This window comes from Paucibacter sp. XJ19-41 (assembly GCF_028462495.1).
Lineage (GTDB): Bacteria > Pseudomonadota > Gammaproteobacteria > Burkholderiales > Burkholderiaceae_C > Roseateles_E.
Genome location: NZ_JAQOWX010000110.1, coordinates 1 through 19,085 on the forward strand (window position 1 = coordinate 1; position 19,085 = coordinate 19,085).

Consider the following 19,085-nt stretch of genomic DNA (forward strand, 5'->3'; position numbering starts at 1 on the left):
TGCCGCGCGCGGCCGGCAACGCGCCCATCGTCGCCAGCCGCCAGCGCCCGCTCTCGGGCCGCGGCGCGACGAAGGCGAAGGCCAGGATCTCGCGGTCGTGCAGCACCACACGGCTGAGTTCCAGATCGATGCCCTGGCGGGCCAGCAGGCCCGGCCATTGCGCCAGCGTGGTCTGGAAGGGTCCAATCAGATAGTCGGCAAAGGCGCCGACAAAGGCCTGGTGCAGTTGCTCGGGCGCCAGCTCGGCGGCCGAAACGACAAGGGTCGGGTCTTGACTCATGGCGGCAGCGGGTTCAAGGAAACAGGGTCACGATGGCCAGCCACAGCGGCGCGCTCAGCACGAAGGCCACGGTGGACAGCACGGTGGCGGCGGTCACCTCGGCCTCGCGGGTCTGGTAGCGCTGGGCGAAGATCAGTGCATTCGAGCCGGTGGGCAGGGCCGCCAGCATCACGATCACCGCCAGCGGCATGCCGCTGAGGTTGAAGCCCCAATGCGCGATGGGCAGCACCAGGGCCGGCAGCGCGAACAGCTTCAGCAACGCCAGCGACAGCGCGCCGCGCCAGCGTGAGGGCCAGCCGTAATAGGCCAGCGACATGCCGATCAGCGTCAGGCACAGCGGCACGACGGCCGTGCCCAGCAACTGCAGCACCTCGTCCAGCACCGCCGGCAGCGTGAGCCCGGAGGCATTGAACAGCAGGCCGGCCACCACCGGCAGCACAACCGGATGGATCACGGTGTTCTTGACCGTCAGCGCCAAGGTGCGGCCGAGGCTGGCGCCGGGCCGGGCGCGTGCCAGGTCATGCTCGACCAGCAGGGTCAGCAGGGTCAGTATCAGCAGCGCATGCAGGCTGACCACAGTGATGTGGATGGCCAGCCCGGCCTCGCCGAAGATGCCGGCCGCCAGCGGCACGCCCACCTGCAAGGTGTTGCCGAAGCCCACCGTGATGGCCTGCACGCAAGGCAGGGCCGGCTCCTCGCGACCGGCGCCGCGCCAGCGCTGCACGCCATAGATCAGCAGGATCAGCAGCATCAGCGGGCCGAAGAAGGCGCTCAGGGTCAGCCAGGGCAGGCTGTCGAAATCGACCCGCGCCGTGGTGCGGAACAGCAGGGCCGGCACGAAGAGGTAGAAGGCCGCCGCCGACAAGACCTTGGCCGGGTCCCCCCCGCTGCCGCCGGCCGAGGCGTCGCCCAGCCAGCGCATGCGGCCGACGAACCAGCCGATCGCCACCGTGATGAAGATCGCCAGCAGCTTGTAGAAAATCATCCAGGACATAGGCAGCGAGTATCGCGCCGCGAGCCAGGAGCCACTGGCTGTGGAAGGTGCAGAGCGAACAGGGCTGCATCGCGGCACCGCGCACTATCCCCCCATCAGAGGGATCCAAGTCCTTGCTACATTTTTGAGGTCAGCACCACTCTCCCCGCCCTGTCACCGCCATGAGACTTGTCGTCAAGATCCTTGCCATCAGCCTAATCGCCGGCATGGCCTTCCTTACCGGCGCACTCACCGCCGGCATGCGCGGCTGGATTCAGCCACTGACCTGGGTCACCATCGAACACCGGACCGGACAAATGATCTCGGATCTACAGCTCCATCATGGGACCGCCGGCCAATCGGGCACGGTCGGGCTGAAGCACCTGGTGGACGGAGCTTCCGCGACGCTCACTCTGTTCATTGCAGGCGAAGGCAGCTACAGCCTTGAAGTGACGCTTGACGATGGCACCGTACTCAAGGGTGGATCGGGTTATGTGGAATCTGGAAACCGAACGCATGAACTGATCACCAAGGAAGGCATCAAGCCAAGCAGCGACTGGCCTTTGTGAAGCGCAGCAAAGAGATGCGCCTGTTGCATCGATCCGCCACCTTCGCATACGCCTTTGTCGCTGGTGTTGCAGCACCTGGCGCTCTTGAGGTTTCAGTGCAGCGCTGGCCGATGCCTCAGGCCGAATCGCTCGGCCAGGTCGCCAAGACGCTTGTCCAGCGTCCATAGCTCGACGCCAGGCGTCATCAGCGCCGACGCCAAGAGAGTGATGTCCACCAGGCCGCAGCCCATGCCAAACAGGCGCTCTCGCTCCAGGAAGGCCAGCACCTCGCGCGTGCTGGCCTGCTGGGTCGACTGCAGCCGCGCAAGATCAGCCAAGGTCCGCGCCCTCGACGGCGGCGTGCCGCAAGCAAGCTCACCCAGCACCATGGGATGGCTCATCACAAGACCCCGTGCCAGCAAGTCCATCAAGGGTGCACTGCGCTGCCGGAAATGATGGACCCAGACGGATGTATCCACCAGCACGCTCGTCATCGACGAGCGCTTTCGCGGCGCCGCGGGATGTCGTCCATCTCGGGCGCCGTTCCGCCGAGCGCCGCGAGCCGCTTGCCGGCCTGCACCCGAATAAAGGTCTTCACCGCCTCACGGAACAGATCGGCCTTGTCCATGTCGGGCTCGGCCAGTTCCAGGGCCTCCTCATACAGGGCGTCGTCAATCGTCACGGTCGTTCTCATACGAAGCATCGCTGCATCCAAAGTGATGCAATTGTGATTCAATGATCGCATCTTCGCAAATCGGCCTCAGGACTGCAGCGCCATCTCCAGCTCGAAGCTGAAGCAGCTGCCCTGCCCCGGCGCGCTGCTGACGCTGATCTCGCTGTCCATCAGCCGCATCAGCTGCTGGCTGATCGACAGGCCCAGGCCGGTGCCGCCGTCGCGGCGGTCGATCTCGGAGACCTGCTCGAAGGGCTTGAAGAGCCGGGCCATCTGGGCCTCGTCCATGCCGATGCCGGTGTCGATCACCTCGACCCGCATGCGCGCCGCGCTGGGGTCTTGATGCAGCAGCCGGGCGCGCACCGAGACCTCGCCGGCATCGGTGAACTTGATCGCGTTGGACAGCAGGTTCAGCACCACCTGGCGCAGGCGCTGGCCATCCAGGCGCACCCGCGCCGGCAGCTCGGCGTCGATCTCGAGCCGGAACTGCAGCTGCTTCTCCTCCGCGCGCGGCCGCAGGCTGTCGCAGGCCACTTCCAGCAGCCCACGCAGATCGACCACGGTGGGCATCAGCCGCACCCGGCCGGCCTCGATGCTGGCCATGTCCAGCAGGTCCGAGATCAGGCTCAGCAGATGCTCGCCGGAATCGCGGATCAGATTGATCTTGCCCTGCTGCGGCGTGCTCAGGCCGGTGTCCATCTGCAGCAGCTGGGCGAAGCCCAGAATGGCGTTCAGCGGCGTGCGGAACTCGTGGCTCATCGTCGCCAGGAAGCGGCTCTTGCTCTGGTTGGCGCCCTCTGCGCGCAGCCGTGCCTGGTTGAGCTCCAACGTGCGCTCGGCTACCAGTTCCTCCAGATGGTCGCGGTGGCGGGTCAGCTCCTGCTCGGCCAGGCGGCGCTGCGAGATGTCGCTGAGCATGCCCTCGATGCGCGGGCCCAGGCCATCGGTGTCGGCGACGATGTGCACGCTCAACTCGACCCAGAGCTGACGCCCCTCGCGCCCGCTGATCAGCAGCGGCACCTGCTGCAGCACGCGATGGCGCTGCAGCGCATGGGCGACCCGCTTGAACTCGGCCAGCTCGACCCCGGCCAGCCGGCGCAGGCTGACGGTGCCGGCCAGCGCCTGCTCGGGCCGCGCATAGCCCAGCATCTGGGCCAACGCCTTGTTGACGCTCAGCAGCCGGCCGCGGCCATCGGCTTGGAAGATGCCTTCGGTGGCGTTCTCGAACAGGCTGCGATAGCGCTCCTCGCTGCGCCGCAGGCCCTCGGACGAGGCCTTGAGCTGCACGCTCATGCGGTTGAACTGCTCGGTCAGCTGGCCCAGCTCATCGGCGCGCTGCACCGGCAATGTGGCGCCCAGATCGCCACCGGCCACCCGCCGCGCCAGGCCGCCCAGCGCCATCACCGGACAGCTGACCAGGCGATGCACCAGCCAGTAGCTGGTCACGACGATGGCCGCCAGCACGGCGGCCAGCAGGCTGCCGACCAGTTGGCGGGTCTGGCCCACGCTGACCAGCACCTGTTCGCGGTTGAACACCAGCCGCGCCCGGCCGACCGCATTGGCCGGGCTTTGCGGCGAGGCCTGATGCAGGATGTCGACCTGGCGCTCCAGCGGCTGCACCAGCGCCGTGTCACGGCGGCGCAGCATAGGCTCGGCCTCGACCCCCACGGCCTTGATCTCGATCTCGTGCACCTCGGGATCGGCCATCACCGCATCAAGCAGATTGGCCACCGCCACCGTGTCCAGATTCCAGATCGGCCCGCCGAAACCGCGCGCCACCATCTGGCTCATGCGCTCCGCGCGTCGGTCCAACGCCGCCGTCAGCTCACGCTCCTCGCGTGCGGTCCAATACCAGGCGATCAGTACCACCAGCACCGTGGTGGCCAGCGCAATGCCGGCGATCAAGCGCGTCTGAATACTGAATGTTCTTGGCAGCCAGGCCATGCCTCTCCCTTAACGCCGCAGCGGCTGCCAAGTGTCGCCTATGTTCAGCCCTCCGGGGGACAGGGCTTGCCATCGCGCAGCCGCCACAGGCCCAGCGGGTTGTGTGGCTGCAGCGCCGGCGGCAGCAACTCGGCCGGCAGGTCCTGATAGCAGACCGGGCGCAGAAAGCGCTCGATCGCGGCCGTGCCCACCGAGGTATGGGCCGCGCTGCTGCTGGCCGGCCAGGGGCCGCCATGCACCATCGCGGGCGCCACCTCGACCCCGGTCGGGAAGCCATTGGCCAGGATGCGCCCGGCCTTGCGTTCGAGCACCGGCAGCAAGGCCTGGGCGAGCTGCGTATCGGCCGCATCCAGCTGCAGGGTCGCGGTCAGCTGGCCCTCCAGCGCCTCGGTCACCGCCAGCAGCTCGGTCTCATCGCGGCAGCGCAGCAGCAGCGCGGCGGGGCCGAACACTTCTTCATGCAGCAGCGGGTTGGCGATGAAGCGCGCGGCATCGGCGACGCAAAGCTGGGCCGCGCCCTGCACCAGGGTCTGGACGCCGGGCTGCTCGCGCAGCCGCGCGGCGCCGGTCTCGAAGGCCGACTGGATGCCCGGGGTCAGCATCGTGCCGGCCGGCTTGGCGGCCAGCAGCGGCAGGGCCGCCGCCACAAAGCGCTGCAGATCAGGGCCATCGAGCGCGAGCAGCAGGCCGGGATTGGTGCAAAACTGACCGACCCCCAGGGTCAGTGAATCGGCGAAGCCCTGGGCGATGGCCTCGGCCCGCGCCGCCAGCGCCGCCGGCAGCAGAAAGACCGGGTTGATCGCGCTCATCTCGGCATAGACCGGAATCGGCTGCGGCCGCGCCTGGGCCACGGCCATCAAGGCCTGCCCGCCGCGCCGCGAGCCGGTGAAGCCGACCGCCTGGATCACCGGATGCGCGACCAGGGCCTGGCCCAGCGCGGTGCCGGCGTCGTGCAGCAGCGAGAACAGGCCCTCGGGCAGGCCCAGCTCGCGCACCGCCTGCTGGATCACGCGGCCAACCAGCTCCGAGCTGCCGGGATGGGCCGGATGGGCCTTGGCAATGACCGGGCAGCCGGCCGCCAGCGCGGCGGCCGTGTCGCCGCCGGCCACCGAGAAGGCCAGCGGAAAATTGCTGGCGCCGAACACCGCGACCGGCCCGATGGCGATCTTGTGCGAGCGCAGATCGGCACGCGGCAGCGGCGTGCGCTCGGGCAGGGCCGAGTCCAGGGTCGCGGCGCTCCAGTGGCCGTCGCGCAAGGCCTGGGCGAACAGGCGCAGCTGGCCGACGGTGCGGCCGCGCTCGCCCTGCAGCCGTGCGACGGGCAGGGCCGATTCCAGATGCGCGCGCTCGATCAGCACATCGCCCAGCGCCAGCAGGCCCTCGGCGACGGCTTCCAGCAAGCGCGCGCGCTGCTCGGGCAGGCTGCGGCGCCAGGGATCGGCGGCGGCGCGCGCCAGCGCGCAGGCCCGCTCGACATCGGCCGCATCGCCGCCGCCAAAGGTCTCCGGCAAGACCTGACCCCGGATCGGGCTCCAGGCCTGGATCTCGCCGGCCGTGCCGCGCTTCGCTGCGGCACCTATCAGCTGCTCACCGCTGATCGCCAGGCTCACAGCGCGGCCCCGACCTTGCGCAGCGCGGCGATCTGCGGCGCCTTGGGCAGCCAGAGCTTGTCGAAGTCGCTGATCAGCGCCTGGGTATCCAGGCCCGGCTCGGTCTTGATCGCGAAGGGCACGGCCTTGAACTTCTCGATCAGGCCCAGCTCGGTGGTCACGATGTCCTTGATCTGCGCATCGAGCGACTGGCGCACCAGGCCGCGTATCAGCTCCTTGTCCTTGGCATCCAGGCCCTGCCAGATGCGGCCCGAGACCAGAGGCGCGAAAGGCATGAACAGCGCATTCATCTGCAGCATGCTCTTGGCCACCTTGTCGAAGCGCTGGTTCCACGAGAACTCGATATCGGCCTCCAGCCCGTCGACCTGGCCGTTGGCCATCGCGTCGAAGACCTGTGGCGTCGGGATCGGCGTCGGCGCGGCACCCAGCGACTGGTAGAAGTCGCGGTAGACCGGGGTCGGGTTGATGCGCAGCTTCATGCCCTTGATGTCCTTGACGCCGGCGATCTCCTTGGTCGAGAACACCACGCGCATGCCGGTGATGCCCCAGCCCAGGCCTATGGTGCCGGTCTCGCGCGGCAGCACCTCCAGGAGCTTCAGCGCGGCCTCGTGGCGCACCAGCTTGGCGACGTCGGTGGTCGAGCGCACCAGATAGGGCGCGTTGATGGCCGCGACGCTGGCGACCCGCGAGCCCAGCTCGGCGGCCTGGATCCAGCCCATGTCGAGCGCGCCGGTCTGCAGCTGCTGCATCATCGCCGACTCGTTGCCCAACTGGCCCGAGTGGAAGACGGTGACGGACAGGCGGCCCTTGCTTTCCTTCTTGATGCTCTCGCCGAAGGCCAGCGCGGCGCGGTTCCAGGAATGGCCGGCCGGCGTGATCAGGCCGAGGCGGAATTCCTTGGCCTGGGCGCGGGCCTGGCCGATGAAGGCGGGGGCCGCCAGCGCGGCGCCGGCTTGAACGAGTTGGCGACGGGTCAGCAGAGTCATGGCGCGGACCTTTCGGGTTTAGTTCAGGAGAGCGAGCGAGAGACTCGGGAACAGCGACAGCAGCACCAGCGCGACGCAGCAGATCACGAAGAACGGCAGCGTGACGAGGAACATCTTTCCCGGCTTGGCGCCGGTCACGGCGGCCGCGACAAAGAAGCTCAGCCCCACCGGCGGCGACATCAGGCCCAGCACCAGATTGACGACGACGACCACGCCGAAATGGCGCGGGTCGATGCCGTAGACCTCGGTGGCGATAGGCAAGAGGATGGGCACGGTCATGATCAGGCCGGGGATGCCGTCGATCACGGTGCCGATGATCAGCAGGATCACATTGACCAGCAGCAGAAAGGTCACCGGGTCCTTGGCCACGGTCTGTATCCACGCCGCCGCCGCCTGCGGCACCTTGCCGTAGATCAGCAGCCAGGAGAATACGGCGGCCGCCGCGACCAGGAAGAGCACGATGGCCGAATAGACCGCCGCGCGCAAGAGGATGGCCGGCAGCATGCCGAAGCGGAACTCGCGCGTCACATAGCGGCCGATCAGCGCCGCCGCGACCGCGCCGACCGCCGCCGCCTCGGTCGGGTTGGCGAAGCCGCCGAGAATGGAGCCGACGATGACGATGGGGATCAGCAGCGTCGGTGAGGCGGCCAGCGCGCTGCGGGCGCGCTCGCGCAGGGTCTTGCGCTCGCTGCGCGGGTATTTGTAGATCACACCCATGCAGGCGATCACGACAAAGAACAGCAGGGTCAGCACGATGCCCGGCAGGATGCCGGCGGTCAGCATGTCGCCGACCGCGACCTGGGCCAGCACGCTGTAGACCACGAACATCACCGAGGGCGGGATGATGGGGCCCAGCATGCCGCCATAGACGGTGACGCCGGCCGCGAAGGTCTTGTCATAGCCATGCTTCTCCATCTCCGGCACCATGATCTTGGACATGATGGCGACCTGGGCCGTGGCCGAGCCGATGATGGACGAGACCATCATATTCGCGAGGATGTTGACATAGGCCAGGCCGCCGCGCACCGAGCCGACAAAGGCCATCGCCAGCTCCACCAGACGGCGCGTGATGCCACCGCTGCTCATGATCTCGCCGATCAGGATGAACAGCGGAATCGCGATCAGGCCGTAGCTGTCGACCCCGCCGAACATCTGGCTGGGGAAGGACTGCAAGAGCACGGTGTTGCCGTTGCTGTAGATATAGACGATGCCGGCCAGGCACAGGCAGACGCCGATCGGCACGCCGACCAGCATCACGAAGAGGAAGAAGGCGCCGGTCAGCATCTCAATTCACCGCTTCTTCAGCGTTGTGGATATCGAAGCCCTTGACCTCGGCACGCGGCCGCAGTCCCAGGTCCTCGACCAGATTGGCCGCCGCATGCAGGCTGAACGTCAGGCCGAAAAGCGGCAGGATGGACTGCACGATCCAGGTCGGCCAGTTCAGGGTCTGGGTACGCTCGGTGTAGAGAAAATTGAAGCTCTCGGCCGCATACTCCTTGGCATCGAAGCCGTAGCGGGCGATGCCCACCGGGTCCATCCACAGCCAGCACATCGCCAGCATCGCCAGCCCGAAGCACAGCACGCCGAAGGTGGCCAGGGCCTTGAGCCGGCGCGCGTTGCGCTCGCCGAGATGGTCGGTCAGCAGGCTGACCGCGAAGTCCAGCCGCAGCCTTGTCATCGCCGAGGCGCCGACAAAGCACAGCCAGACCACCAGATAGACCGCCGCCTCGTCGACCCAGTAGATCGGCACGCCGCTGTAGCGGGTCACGACGTTCAGCAGTATCAACAGGGTCAGCCCGCCCATCAGGCCCATCAGGGCCAGACGTTCGAACTTCAGGACGGCGGCGGAGGCCTGCTGCACCCGGCGGGCCCAGAGGTGTCGCGGTGCAGCAGCGTCGTTCATCGTGCGGGCCTGGCTCTGATCAGGCCACCGAGCGGTACTGGGCAGGGCGCGTTGCCAGCGCCTTCTCGACCACGGCGGTGACAAAGGCGCGCTCCTCGCCGATCAGCGGCAGGCGCGGCCGGCGCATATGCTCGCTGCCCACGCCCACCAGCGCGTCGATCAGCTTCAGGTTCTGCACCAGCTTGTTGGACACGTCCAGATGCAGCATCGGCGTCATCCACTGATAGAGCTTCAGCGCCTCGGCCCACTGCCCAGCCTTCATCAGGTCGAACAGCGCGACGGTCTCGCGCGGGAAGGCGCAGCCGACACCGGCCAGCAGGCCGTCGCAGCCCAGCGCCAGGCCCTCATAGGCCAGATCGTCGACGCCCAGGAAGAGCTGGTAGCGGTCGCCCAGCGCGTTGCGCAGATCGGTGATGCGGCGGATGTCGCCGGTGCTTTCCTTGATCGCGGCGACCCACTGGCAGTCGGCCAACTCCTGCATATGCTCCGGCTTCAGGTCGACGCGGTAGGCCACCGGGTTGTTGTAGACCATCACCGGCTTCTGCGCGGCCTCGGCCATCGTGCGCACGTTCAGCATCGCCTCGCGGGCGTCGGCAACATAAATGACCGAGGGCATCACCATATAGCCGGCCACGCCCAGCTTGTTCGCGCCCTCGATATAGCGGAGCGCCTCGCGGGTGCTGGTCTCCGAGACATTGGCCAGCACCGGCACCCGGCCGCCGGCGGCGTCCAGCGCGATGCGGGCCACCTCCAGCTTCTCCTCCAGGCTCAGGGTGCTGGCCTCGCCCAGCGAGCCGCAGGTCACGACACCATGGATGCCGTTGCGGATCTGGAAGTCGATGTGGCGGGCCGTGCCTTCGGCGTCGATGCGCTCATCGGCGAAGAACTTGGTCGTGACGGCCGGGAAGATGCCGGTCCAGCGGGGTTGATGGCTCATGGCTGCTGCTCCTGTGTTGCTGCGTTTTCACTGCTGTTATTGTTAATATATTTGCAGCATTCTTAAAAAACATCAGCGTAAACCACTAGCCAAGGCCCCGCCAAGCTCAGCCCGGCAGAGCGCGCAGCGTCCCGAACTGCGCCGCCGGCTCGGGCGCGCTCCAGCGCCAGGGCAGCACCGCCGCGCGCCAGACCGCCCGCCGCACCCGCAGGCGCAAGACCCGCTGCGCGCCGGGCCAGGGGGCTCGCGCCACTTCGTCGTCCCACAGCAGCTCGGCCTCGGCCTGCAGCTGCAGCAGGCCGCCGCCTTCGTAATCGACAAAGAGCAGGCCGGCCTGCGGATAGAGACTCAGATTGCCCAGGGTGTTGAAGAATTGGTTGCCCGGGTAGTCGGGCAGGCTCAGCAGCAGGGCGCCGTCCTCGCCCTGCGCCAGTTGCACAAAGCCTGGCTCGCCGCCACGGTGCGAGACATCGACCCCCTGCTCGGGCCCGCCCTCGGGCCGGGGTGCCGAGGCACTGGCGATGAACAGGGTGTCGCTGCGCGCGATCAGCGCGCGGGCGGCGGCGTCCAGCGCCGGGCCCAGCCAGACCGGCACCGCAACGACCGGGGGCTGCGGCTCGGGCCGGCGCGCCTGGATGTATTTGGGGCAGTTGCCGAAGCTCTGCTCGACCGCCAGCGCCAGGCCTTGCTGACGGTCGAAGGCGCGCACGCGGCCGTTCATCCGATTGCGCCGCCGGGTGTGCGGCTCCAGGCCCAGCACGCCCACCGGCGCGCCGGGGGCCAGCGTGGCCAACGCCGGATCGTCGGCATCAGGCACGACGGCGAGGTGCATGGCGCGCGCGTCCGGCGTGCGGACAAAGCCCGGCGGGCCGGCCAGCATCGTGGCCCAGGGCCGGCCCTGCGGGTCCAGGCTGCCCAGCAGCAGGGTCGGCAGCTTCTCGAACAGCTCGCGGTGCTGGTCGGGCATGTGGTCGCGCAGCACCACCGGGGCGATCTCGGCCAGGCGCTCGCGCAGACCGACCCGGGCCTGCAAGGCCTGCTCACCGGCATGGAAGGTGCCGGCTGCGGATGAAGAAGAGGCGGCCATCACAGACGATCCGGCAGCGCAATGAAACCGGGCAAGGCCTCGACCCGGGCCAGCCAGGCGCGGATGCGCGGATAGGGATCCAGCGCCAGGCCGCCCAGCCCCGCCTGCGAGCTGTAGCTGTAGAGCGAGATATCGGCCAGGGTGGGTGTGCCACCGTCCAGCAGCCAGTCGCGCATCTCCAGCTCGGCCTCCATGAAGGCGAACAGATGGCGGCCCTGCACCAGGCTGCGCTCCTCGACCGGCCGGCCGACCAGGCCCGCGAAGCGCGCGCCGGCCACGCCGTCCAGCCAGCTGGCCGCCAGGCTGAACCAGCGCTGCAGCCGTGCCGCGCCCACCGGGCCGCTCGGCAGCCAGTGGCCGTCGGGCGCATAGCGCTGGGCCAGATAGAGCAGGATGGCATTGCTGTCGCTGAGCACCAGATCGCCGTCCACCAGCACCGGCACCTGGCCCAGCGGGTTCAGCGCCAGGAACTCGGGCCGGCGCTGCTCGCCTGCCAGCAGATCGACGTGGACGACTTCGTAGGGCAGGCCCAGCAGGCTCAGCATCAGCTCGACCCGGTGGCAATGGCCCGAGGCGGCGAGGCGGTACAGACGCAGGGGAGAAGATGGCTTGATCGCGGTCATCAAAGACTCCGTTGTGAGGAAGAGACCTGACCTTATCTATTGCCAACAACGTTTTGAATACCGATAGTCAGGCTTTCAGAATTTCGCTACTCGAAACAATGGACCATTTGCAAAGCCTGCGCGCCTTTGTCGCCGTGGCCGATGCGGCCGGCTTTGCCGCCGCCGCGCGCCGCCTGGACTGCTCGCCGCCGGCCGTGACCCGGGCCATCGCGGCGCTGGAGCGGCGGCTGGGCGTGCTGCTGCTGCAGCGCAGCACCCGTTCGGTGCGGCTGACCGAGACCGGCGAGCGTTTTCTGCAGGACTGTCGCCGCATCCTGGCCGAGCTGGACGAGGCCGAACGCGCGGCGGCCGGCGTGCAAGGCGAGGCCCAGGGCCTGCTGGCGATCACCGCGCCGCAGATGTTCGGCCGCCTGCATGTGGCGCCGCTGATCGCGGACTTTCTGCGCGCGCAGCCGCGGGTGCAGCTGCGCAGCCTCTTCGTCGACCGCTTGGTCCATCTGCTCGACGAGGGCATCGATGTGGCCGTGCGCATCGCCCACCTGCCCGACTCGGGCCTGACCGCGTTGCCGGTGGGCAGCCTGCGGCGCCTGGTGGTGGGCTCGCCCGAGTATCTGGCCCGCGAGGGCCGGCCGCAGACCCCGCAAGACCTGGCACGGCACCAGGCCATCGGTTTTTCCTTCGATGCGCTGACGCCCAAGCCCTGGCGCTTCCGCGACGGCCAGGTGGCCCATCCGCGCGTCAACTGGGTCAGCAATAACAACGAGGTCAGCATCGCCGCCGCCGAGGCCGGCCAGGGCCTGACGCGCTGCCTGGCCTACCAGGCGGCCCAGGGCCTGCGCGCCGGGCGCCTGTCCATCGTGCTGGCCGAGCATGAGCTGCCGCCGGTGCCGGTGCACATCGTCTACCCGGCCGGGCGGCGCGCACCGGCCAAGGTGCGCGCCTTTGTGGACTTCGCCCGCGAGCGCCTGGCCGCCGAGCCGGTGCTGCGCGGCGAGGGGCTAGCCCCCGCTTAGCCGCCTAGCTCTTCGCGGTGGTTTTCTTCGCGGCCGCCTTCTTGGCCGCCGGCACCTTGGCGGCGCGCGGCTCGAACTCGAACATCACCTTGCCCTCCTTCTTGTCATAGGCCAGGAAGGCCTTGAACTTGCGGCGGGTCTTGTTCGAGACGAAGTTCTCCAGCAGCTCGGTCTTGCCCTCGGCCAGCAGCTTGCGCATCTGGCCCGTCTCGATCGGCTGCTGCAGGATGATCTTGCCGCTCTTGAAGTCGCAGGTGACGGCCGCGCCGACCGCGTGCTCGCAGACGTAGTTGCTGCCGTGCTCGTAGACATGGCCCTGGCACTTCGGGCAGGCGCCCAGCGATTCCTGGCCGCCGAAGTCGACCGGCTCGCCGTCGCCCTCGGCCTTCTTGGCGTCCTCGCCGAAGTCGAACTCCAGCTTCCAGTTGGCGATCTCGTCGTCATACACCAGGGCCAGTTCGGCGGTGAAGGGCCAGCCGGCCTTGGAGCGGAAGCCTTCCAGCGGGCCGATCTTCTTGTCGGCCAGGAATTTCTCGACCTCGTGCAGCTCGAAGCTGCGGCCGCCCGGGATCTTGCCGATCGAGAAGCCGCAGCCCTCCGAGGCGCCGTCCTTGCCGGTGCAGGTGAAGCGGCGGTAGTTCTCCTTGACGATGCCGGCGCACTTCGGGCACGGCGTCTTCAAGGTCGCATAGTCGCCGGGGATGGTGTCGCGGTCGTAGGATTTGGCCTTTTGCACGACCTTCTCGGTCATCGCGGCGATCTCGGCCATGAAGGCGTCGCGCTCCAGCCGGCCCTTCTCCATCTCGGCGAGCTTGAACTCCCAGTCGCCGGTCAGCTCGGGGCGGGTCAGCTCCTGCACATCCAGACCGCGCAGCAAGGTCATCAGCTGGAAGGCCTTGGCCGTCGGGATCAGCTCGCGGCCCTCGCGCAGCATGTATTTCTCGGTCAGCAGGCCTTCGATGGTCGCGGCCCGCGTCGCCGGCGTGCCCAGGCCCTTCTCGGCCATGGCCTCGCGCAGCTCGTCGTCGTCGATCAGCTTGCCCGCGCCTTCCATCGCCGACAGCAAGGTGGCTTCGGTATAGCGGGCCGGCGGCTTGGTCTGCAGGGCCTTGACGTCGACGCTCTCGGTCGCGACCAGCTCGCCCGGCGCCACGGCCACCAGATTGGCATCGTCCTCCTGGACTTCCTTGCCATAGACGGCCAGCCAGCCCGGCTTGACCAGCACCTTGCCATTGGTCTGGAAGTTGAACTCCTTGCTGTCCCCGTTGATCTGGGCCTTGACCGTCGAGATCCGCGTCGTCACCTGGAACTCGGCCGGCGGGAAGAACACCGCGAGGAAGCGCTTGACAACCAGGTCATAGAGCTTGGCCTCGATCTCGGTCAGGCTCTTGGGTGCCTGCAAGGTCGGGATGATGGCGAAGTGATCGGAGACCTTGGCGTTGTCGAAGACCTTCTTGGTCGGCTTGATATAGCCGTTCTTGATCGCGGTCTTGGCGTGCGCCGCGAGCTCGCGCAGCGGACCCGGCAGGTCCTCGCTGGCGATCATCTCGGCGGTCTGCTTGGCCACGGCCAGATAGTCCTCGGGCAGGAAGCGCGAGTCGGTCCGCGGGTAGGTCAGCACCTTGTGCTTCTCGTACAGCGCCTGGGCCAGGCTCAGGGTGGTCTTGGCCGAGAAGCCGAAGCGCGAATTGGCCTCGCGCTGCAAGGTGGTCAGGTCGTAGAGCCCGCCGCAGCTGCTGGTGGTGGGCTTGCTCTCTTCGCTCACACTGGCCGGCTGGCCCTGCACGGCGGCCGCAATCGCGTCCGCATCGGCCTTGTTCCACAACCGGTCGGCGCGCGCCTCGGCGTCCTCGCCCTTCTTGAACTTGGGGTCGAACCACTTGCCCTCGTACTGGCCGGCGACGGCGTCGAAGCTGCCGCGCACCTCCCAGTAGTCGCGGTAGACGTGCTTGCGGATCTTCTCCTCGCGCTCGACGACGATGGACAAGGTGGGCGTCTGCACCCGGCCCACCGTGGTCAGGAAGAAACCGCCATCGCGCGAGTTGAAGGCCGTCATCGCCCGCGTGCCATTGATGCCCACCAGCCAGTCGGCCTCGGAACGGCAGCGCGCGGCATCGGCCAGCGGCAGCATCTGCTTGTCGCTGCGCAGCTTGTCGAAGCCATCGCGGATGGCTTGCGGCGTCATCGACTGCAGCCACAACCGGCTCACCGGCTTGGTGATCGCGGCCTTGGCCGTGCCGGCGTACTGAATGATCAGGCGGAAGATCAGCTCCCCCTCGCGGCCCGCGTCACAGGCATTGATCAGGCTGGTGACGTCCTTGCGGCGTATCAGCTTGACCAGGGCATTGAGCCGGCCCTTGCTCTTGTCGATCGGGTTCAGATCGAAATGCGGCGGGATCACCGGCAGATTGTTGAAGCTCCATTTGCCGCGCTTGACGTCGAACTCTTCCGGCGCCTTGATCTCGACCAGATGGCCGACCGCCGAGCTGACGACGTAATGCTCGTTCTCGAAGTATTCGTCGTACTTCTCGAACTTGCCCGACTGGGGCGTCAGCGCGCGCACGATGTCCTGCGCAACACTCGGCTTCTCGGCAATGATCAGTGACTTGCTCATGGTTCTTTCTTTTGGCGGACCGCCGCGAGTATCGCTGGCAGCCTGCCTACAATCCGGCCTCGCGCACACGCACACGCGCGCACGCCCATGATTTCAATGTAACCAACTCGAACGATGACGCAAGCCGCCGCCGCCAAGAAGCCCGCGCCCAAGAATCAGGCCAAGCCCCAGGTCAGGACCGGCCGCCGCATCCAGGTGCGCCGCTCCGGCGTGCACGGCCGTGGTGTCTACGCGATCGACTACATCCAGGCCGGCGAGACCCTGATCGAGTACACCGGCGAGCGCATCAGCTGGGACGAGGCCATGGACCGCCATCCCCACGACCCCAGCCAGCCCAACCACACCTTCTACTTTCATATCGAGACCGGCGAGGTCATCGACGCGCTGCACGGCGGCAACAGCTCGCGCTGGATCAACCACAGCTGCGAGCCCAATTGCGAGGCCNCACGGCGGCAACAGCTCGCGCTGGATCAACCACAGCTGCGAGCCCAATTGCGAGGCCGACGAGACCGACGACGGCCGCGTCTTCATCAAGGCGCTGCGCGATCTGCTGCCCGGCGAGGAGCTGTTCTACGACTATGGCCTCGTGATCGACGAGCGCTACACACCCAAGCTGAAAAAAGAATTCGCCTGTTATTGCGGCAGCGCCGACTGTCGTGGCACGATGCTCGCGCCTAAACGTAACAGTCAACGTCACAACCAACGCAGCAGCACCTGAACACAGAGCCCATGGCCGAACATCAACAGTGGGGGGTTGAAGCCCTCTGGCAAGACCTGGAACCGCTGCTGCCGGGCATGAGCATCGAGGTGCTGGCCCGTGCCGAGTCGACCAACTCGGCCCTGCTGGAGCGGGTGCGCAGCGACGCCCGCCAATCGTTCGAGCCCAGCCCCTATGGCCGCCGCGCCCACGATCTGCAGCCCTGCCTGCTGGTGGCCGAGCACCAGACCCATGGCCGCGGCCGCATGGGCCGCAGCTGGCACGCCGGACCTGGCGCCTCGCTGACCTTCTCGCTGGCCCTGCCGATGTCGCTGAGCGACTGGTCGGGGCTGTCGCTGGCGGTGGGCTGCGCGATCGCCGACGCGCTGGAGCCCCCCACCGAGGCCACGCCGCGCCTGCAGCTGAAATGGCCCAATGACATCTGGCTCGATGGCCGAAAATTGGGCGGCATCCTGATCGAGACCGTGCCGGCCGCCGGCCAGCGCATGGTGGTGGTGGGCGTAGGCCTGAATGTCGGCGGCCAGCCACCGGCCGCCGATGCCCAATACCAGACCGGCTTTGCCTCGCTGGCCGAGCTGCAGCCGCAGCTCGATCCTCCGACGGTGCTGGCACGGGTGGCGCGGCCGCTGATCCAGGCCCTGCTGGACTTCCAGACAGCTGGCTTCGCCCCCTGGCAATCCGCCTATGCGCGGCGCGACCTGCTGCTGGGCCGCCACGTCACGGCCGGCGCACTGGAGGGTCTGGCCCAGGGCGTCAACGCCCAGGGCGAGCTGCTGTTGCAGACGGCCTCGGGCCCGCAGGCGGTGGCCGGCGGCGAGATCAGCGTGCGCCTGGCCGCCGACGAGGCCTCTTGAGCCCATGCTGAGAGTCCTGGTTATTGCCCTGCTGCTGCTGAATCTGCTGTTCTTCGGCTGGAGCCAGGGCTTACTCGACACCGTGCTGGGCCTGCGCGCCGGCGGTGAGGGCGAGCCCGAGCGCCTGAAGCTGGCCCAGCATGCCGAGCGTGTCACGGTGCTGTCGCCGCAGGCCATCAGCGCGATGCAGACACGCGGCTGCCTGGAGCTGGCACCGCTGCCCGGCGACGAGGCCTTGAAGGCGGCCCAGGCCGCGCTCGAACGCTTCGGCCTGGGCAGCAGCGACTGGCGGGTGCAGAGCAGCGATCAGCCGGGTCGCTGGGTGGTGGCGACCAACAAGCTCGAGTCGGCCGAACAGCAGGCCCGCAAGGAAGAGGTCTTCAAGCGCCTGCGCCTGGCTTACGAGCCGCTGCCGGCCCCGCAGGGCGAGCAGCCCAGCCTGGTGCTGAGCCAGCATGCCAGCACCGAGGCCGCCGAGGCCGCGTTGGCCTCCTACGAAAAGCGCGCGCTGCGCGGGCTGCGGGTGCTGCAGCTGCAGGCGCCCGGCCAGTTGCACAGCCTGCAACTGCCCAGCGCCGATGGCAGCGTGCAGGCCCGTCTGCTGAACGCCAAGGACCCTGCGCTGGCGCCGGGCTTCAAGACCTGCCCGCCAGCGCCCGCCGCCTCAGCCGCCAGCGCGGCCTGAGGGGCGACCCCGCCGCAGCGCCAGGCTGGCCACGCCCAGGCCCAGCAACCAGGCCAGGCTGCTGGCGCCACCACCACCACCTCCTCCTCCGCCGTCGGTGCTCGGTGCGGGTGCGGGTGCGGGTGCGGGTGCGGGTGTCGGTGTCGGTGTCGGTGTCGGTGTCGGTGTCGGTGTCGGTGTCGGTGTCGGTGTCGGTGCCGGAGTTGGCGTTGGCGTTGGCGTTGGTGCAGGTGTCGGCGCGGGTATGGCAGCCGCGACGGCGGCGCCCGCGTCCAGCATGCCGGCGCCGCAGGTGCTGGTCGTGCAATAGCACTCCAACTGCTCGGCGTTGCTGGGTGCCTGGCAGCTGGCGGTGCCGGCGGTGGCGCCGGTGGTCGGGAAGGGGCGCACGGTCGAGGTCAGCAGATTGCGCACCTGGCTGGTCGTCAGGCTGGGCTGCAGACTCAGCATCAGCGCCACCGTGCCACTGACCAGCGGGGTCGAGAAGCTGGTGCCGACACCGCTGGTGTAGCTGTTGTCGGCCGCCACCGGCCCTTGAGTCCCGCTATTGCCGGTGCTGTAGAGCGGGTAGAGGCAGGGGCCCGTCGCATTGCCATTGGCATCGACATTGACGCAGTTGCCACCGGGCGCGCTGAGCGTGACCTGCGGCCCGATGCTGGAGAAACCCACTTTGGAGCCGACATGGCGCAGGCCGGCCACGGTGACGACGCCGGCACAGCTGCCCGGCGCACCGACCGCATGACCGGCCGAGTTGCCGGCCGCCGCAACCACCACCACATTGCGGGCCGTGGCCTCGGCAATCACCTGGGGGTAGAAGGTCCCGCAACTGGCACCGCCGCCCAGGCTCAGGTTCAGCACCCGGGCTGGGTTCGGATTGCTGGGCACGCCCGGCACATCGACGCCCATGGCCCAGCGCATGCCGGCCATGATGTCGGAATCAAAACCACCGCACTTGCCCAGCACCCGCACCGGCAACACCTTGGCGCCCCAGGCCACGCCGGCCATGCCCAGGCCGTTGTTGCTGACGGCCGCGATCAGGCCGGCGACGCGCGTGCCGTGCCAGGAGCTGTTGCCCACATCCTCGCTGGTGCACTCAGCGCCGAGGGTGCCGGTATTGACATCGGCCTGCGTCACCCAGTCGCCGGGATCGGAGGCATTGCTGTCGTGACCATTGCCGTCATTGGCGATCGCCAGGCCGCGGGCATCCGCGTTGTTGTAGGCCACGAAGTCATAGCCGCCGACCAGATTGGCCGCCAGATCGGGATGATCGGGGAGCACGCCGGTGTCGAGCACCGCAACGACGATGGAGGCACTGCCGGTCGTGCGGTCCCAGGCGGTCGGCGCATTGATGCCGGAGACGACCTCGCCGGCAGGCGGCTTCAGGTACCACTGCCCGGCCGCAGGCCCCGACCCGGCCACGGTCGCATAGGCCGGGTCATTGGGCACCAGGCTGTGACGGCGCAGATGGTCGACCTCGACCTGCTCGACCTCCGGATCGGCCGCCAGGCGCCGCGCCAGATCGGCCGAGCTCAGCCCCTGGGCGCGCACCACCTGGGTCCGGGCATCCAGGCTCAGGCCGGCGCGCAGCCCGCCCCGGGCCGCCAGCCCGGTGCGCAGCGCCAGCGCATGGGCGCGCT

General features: G+C 68.4%; 19 protein-coding genes and 1 pseudogene. 6 read left to right on the forward strand and 14 right to left on the reverse strand.

The genetic code is table 11. From position 1 onward, the window contains the following. Positions 1–280: hypothetical protein (locus PO768_RS22470; RefSeq protein ID WP_272647831.1), on the reverse strand; the 280-nt coding region annotated here is incomplete at its 3' end. Positions 281–293: 13 nt separating this feature from the next. Then, positions 294–1,274, reverse strand: a complete 981-nt coding sequence (locus tag PO768_RS22475) for an AEC family transporter (protein ID WP_272647832.1) — start codon at positions 1,272–1,274, stop codon at positions 294–296. 161 nt (positions 1,275–1,435) lie between these two features. On the opposite strand from PO768_RS22475, the gene PO768_RS22480 reads away from it, so the two are divergent. After that, on the forward strand, positions 1,436–1,822 hold the full coding sequence (locus PO768_RS22480) for a hypothetical protein (RefSeq protein WP_272647833.1): 387 nt from the start codon (positions 1,436–1,438) through the stop codon (positions 1,820–1,822). Positions 1,823–1,914: 92 nt separating this feature from the next. Here the strand turns inward: PO768_RS22480 and PO768_RS22485 are convergent, their stop codons facing one another. The 10 genes from PO768_RS22485 to PO768_RS22530 all read right to left on the reverse strand — a co-directional run bounded on the left by PO768_RS22485 (position 1,915) and on the right by PO768_RS22530 (position 11,564). Then, positions 1,915–2,295 carry a type II toxin-antitoxin system VapC family toxin gene (locus PO768_RS22485; RefSeq protein WP_272647834.1) on the reverse strand — a complete coding sequence of 127 codons (381 nt, stop codon included), beginning with the start codon at positions 2,293–2,295 and terminating at the stop codon, positions 1,915–1,917. Then, entirely contained in the window at positions 2,292–2,495 is a 204-nt protein-coding gene (locus tag PO768_RS22490) for a type II toxin-antitoxin system VapB family antitoxin (RefSeq protein ID WP_272647835.1), read from the reverse strand. Before PO768_RS22490 ends, PO768_RS22485 begins: the two co-directional genes overlap by 4 nt. A gap of 66 nt (positions 2,496–2,561) precedes the next feature. Then, positions 2,562–4,418: an ATP-binding protein gene (locus tag PO768_RS22495; protein WP_272647836.1), complete on the reverse strand. Its 1,857-nt coding sequence runs from the start codon at positions 4,416–4,418 to the stop codon at positions 2,562–2,564. A gap of 44 nt (positions 4,419–4,462) precedes the next feature. Beyond that, a complete protein-coding gene (locus tag PO768_RS22500; protein ID WP_272647847.1) occupies positions 4,463–6,022 on the reverse strand; it encodes an aldehyde dehydrogenase (NADP(+)) in 1,560 nt (519 codons plus the stop codon). 2 nt (positions 6,023–6,024) lie between these two features. Then, positions 6,025–7,014, reverse strand: a complete 990-nt coding sequence (locus tag PO768_RS22505) for a TRAP transporter substrate-binding protein (protein ID WP_272647837.1) — start codon at positions 7,012–7,014, stop codon at positions 6,025–6,027. An 18-nt stretch (positions 7,015–7,032) separates the two neighbouring features. After that, positions 7,033–8,298: a TRAP transporter large permease gene (locus tag PO768_RS22510; protein WP_272647838.1), complete on the reverse strand. Its 1,266-nt coding sequence runs from the start codon at positions 8,296–8,298 to the stop codon at positions 7,033–7,035. 1 nt (position 8,299) lies between these two features. After that, positions 8,300–8,917: a TRAP transporter small permease gene (locus PO768_RS22515; RefSeq protein ID WP_137944223.1), complete on the reverse strand. Its 618-nt coding sequence runs from the start codon at positions 8,915–8,917 to the stop codon at positions 8,300–8,302. A 19-nt stretch (positions 8,918–8,936) separates the two neighbouring features. Beyond that, on the reverse strand, positions 8,937–9,854 hold the full coding sequence (locus PO768_RS22520) for a dihydrodipicolinate synthase family protein (protein WP_272647839.1): 918 nt from the start codon (positions 9,852–9,854) through the stop codon (positions 8,937–8,939). Between the two features lie 106 nt (positions 9,855–9,960). After that, a complete protein-coding gene (locus tag PO768_RS22525; RefSeq protein WP_272647840.1) occupies positions 9,961–10,941 on the reverse strand; it encodes a pyridoxamine 5'-phosphate oxidase family protein in 981 nt (326 codons plus the stop codon). Continuing rightward, entirely contained in the window at positions 10,941–11,564 is a 624-nt protein-coding gene (locus PO768_RS22530) for a glutathione S-transferase family protein (protein ID WP_272647841.1), read from the reverse strand. The genes PO768_RS22525 and PO768_RS22530 overlap by 1 nt, the downstream gene beginning before the upstream one ends. Before the next feature lie 98 nt (positions 11,565–11,662). On the opposite strand from PO768_RS22530, the gene PO768_RS22535 reads away from it, so the two are divergent. Then, positions 11,663–12,577, forward strand: coding sequence for a LysR substrate-binding domain-containing protein (locus PO768_RS22535; protein ID WP_272647842.1), 915 nt, complete (start codon positions 11,663–11,665; stop codon positions 12,575–12,577). Positions 12,578–12,581: 4 nt separating this feature from the next. On the opposite strand, the gene PO768_RS22540 is transcribed toward PO768_RS22535, so the two are convergent. Next, positions 12,582–15,191: a DNA topoisomerase III gene (locus tag PO768_RS22540; RefSeq protein WP_272647843.1), complete on the reverse strand. Its 2,610-nt coding sequence runs from the start codon at positions 15,189–15,191 to the stop codon at positions 12,582–12,584. Positions 15,192–15,305: 114 nt separating this feature from the next. Here PO768_RS22540 and PO768_RS29325 point away from each other — a divergent pair. The 4 genes and pseudogenes from PO768_RS29325 to PO768_RS22560 form a co-directional block, all read left to right on the forward strand. Beyond that, positions 15,306–15,515, forward strand: a pseudogene (locus tag PO768_RS29325) (SET domain-containing protein-lysine N-methyltransferase); the annotation flags it as partial. A gap of 145 nt (positions 15,516–15,660) precedes the next feature. Continuing rightward, positions 15,661–15,909 carry an SET domain-containing protein gene (locus tag PO768_RS22550; protein ID WP_336297782.1) on the forward strand — a complete coding sequence of 83 codons (249 nt, stop codon included), beginning with the start codon at positions 15,661–15,663 and terminating at the stop codon, positions 15,907–15,909. Between the two features lie 11 nt (positions 15,910–15,920). Next, positions 15,921–16,763, forward strand: coding sequence for a biotin--[acetyl-CoA-carboxylase] ligase (locus PO768_RS22555; protein WP_272647844.1), 843 nt, complete (start codon positions 15,921–15,923; stop codon positions 16,761–16,763). 4 nt (positions 16,764–16,767) lie between these two features. Continuing rightward, complete coding sequence (locus tag PO768_RS22560) at positions 16,768–17,448, forward strand: hypothetical protein (protein ID WP_272647845.1); 681 nt, start codon at positions 16,768–16,770, stop codon at positions 17,446–17,448. Here PO768_RS22560 and PO768_RS22565 read toward each other — a convergent pair. After that, on the reverse strand, positions 17,428–19,085 hold a 1,658-nt coding region (locus PO768_RS22565), incomplete at its 5' end, for a S8 family peptidase (RefSeq protein ID WP_272647846.1). The two genes, PO768_RS22560 and PO768_RS22565, sit on opposite strands and share 21 nt — an antisense overlap.

What these genes read in the sequence shown, in the direction of transcription:
- PO768_RS22560 (WP_272647845.1), top strand. Translation starts at nt 16,768, where the DNA reads ATGCTGAGAGTCCTGGTTATTGCCCTGCTGCTGCTGAATCTGCTGTTC.
- PO768_RS22520 (WP_272647839.1), bottom strand. Translation starts at nt 9,854, where the DNA reads ATGAGCCATCAACCCCGCTGGACCGGCATCTTCCCGGCCGTCACGACC.
- PO768_RS22535 (WP_272647842.1), top strand. Translation starts at nt 11,663, where the DNA reads ATGGACCATTTGCAAAGCCTGCGCGCCTTTGTCGCCGTGGCCGATGCG.
- PO768_RS22540 (WP_272647843.1), bottom strand. Translation starts at nt 15,191, where the DNA reads ATGAGCAAGTCACTGATCATTGCCGAGAAGCCGAGTGTTGCGCAGGAC.
- PO768_RS22525 (WP_272647840.1), bottom strand. Translation starts at nt 10,941, where the DNA reads ATGGCCGCCTCTTCTTCATCCGCAGCCGGCACCTTCCATGCCGGTGAG.
- PO768_RS22495 (WP_272647836.1), bottom strand. Translation starts at nt 4,418, where the DNA reads ATGGCCTGGCTGCCAAGAACATTCAGTATTCAGACGCGCTTGATCGCC.
- PO768_RS22505 (WP_272647837.1), bottom strand. Translation starts at nt 7,014, where the DNA reads ATGACTCTGCTGACCCGTCGCCAACTCGTTCAAGCCGGCGCCGCGCTG.
- PO768_RS22530 (WP_272647841.1), bottom strand. Translation starts at nt 11,564, where the DNA reads ATGACCGCGATCAAGCCATCTTCTCCCCTGCGTCTGTACCGCCTCGCC.
- PO768_RS22555 (WP_272647844.1), top strand. Translation starts at nt 15,921, where the DNA reads ATGGCCGAACATCAACAGTGGGGGGTTGAAGCCCTCTGGCAAGACCTG.
- PO768_RS22490 (WP_272647835.1), bottom strand. Translation starts at nt 2,495, where the DNA reads ATGAGAACGACCGTGACGATTGACGACGCCCTGTATGAGGAGGCCCTG.
- PO768_RS22510 (WP_272647838.1), bottom strand. Translation starts at nt 8,298, where the DNA reads ATGCTGACCGGCGCCTTCTTCCTCTTCGTGATGCTGGTCGGCGTGCCG.
- PO768_RS22480 (WP_272647833.1), top strand. Translation starts at nt 1,436, where the DNA reads ATGAGACTTGTCGTCAAGATCCTTGCCATCAGCCTAATCGCCGGCATG.
- PO768_RS22515 (WP_137944223.1), bottom strand. Translation starts at nt 8,917, where the DNA reads ATGAACGACGCTGCTGCACCGCGACACCTCTGGGCCCGCCGGGTGCAG.
- PO768_RS22475 (WP_272647832.1), bottom strand. Translation starts at nt 1,274, where the DNA reads ATGTCCTGGATGATTTTCTACAAGCTGCTGGCGATCTTCATCACGGTG.
- PO768_RS22485 (WP_272647834.1), bottom strand. Translation starts at nt 2,295, where the DNA reads ATGACGAGCGTGCTGGTGGATACATCCGTCTGGGTCCATCATTTCCGG.